Annotated in this window: 1 protein-coding gene; it reads left to right on the top strand. The window is 33.8% G+C overall.

Translation table 11 applies throughout. The features are described from left to right. Positions 1 to 438 (top strand): hypothetical protein (locus UNSWCS_RS12270; RefSeq protein WP_035144335.1); only part of this gene is annotated, 438 nt, incomplete at both ends.

Genomic DNA, 438 nt, shown 5'->3' with positions numbered 1-438 from the left:
GTAAATACCTCAAGCCAAATTTATGCTAAAGATATAAATGTAGAGGCTAAAAAGCTGGTAAATAACTCAAGCTCGCAGGCTAGGATAGAGAAAAGCTCATTTGCTAAAAATTTAGCTCTAAAGCAAAGTGGTGAGAATAGATTTAAACTTGAAGAGGTAAATTTAAAAGAGATAAAAGCAAAGATAGAGGCTAAATTTAAAAAACTAGGCAAAGAGCTAAGCGAAGACGAGCTAAATGCTGAAATTTTAAAAGAGGCTATAAGTAAAGATAGCACCCTTTATGCACTAAATTTACACAAAGACTCATATCTATATGGCACATCGACAAAGGCATTTGCTAACCTAAGACTAGACATCGACAAAAACGAAGTAGTACTTGATACTAGCAAAGCAAAAGACCGCGAAGTGCTAAAGAGAATTTACTACTCTATAAACAAA

Source organism: Campylobacter concisus UNSWCS, assembly GCF_000466685.1.
In the GTDB taxonomy this organism is placed as follows: domain Bacteria; phylum Campylobacterota; class Campylobacteria; order Campylobacterales; family Campylobacteraceae; genus Campylobacter_A; species Campylobacter_A concisus_A.
The sequence above is the reverse complement of the archived record's forward strand: the minus strand, read 5'-3'. Positions and strand labels throughout refer to the sequence as shown.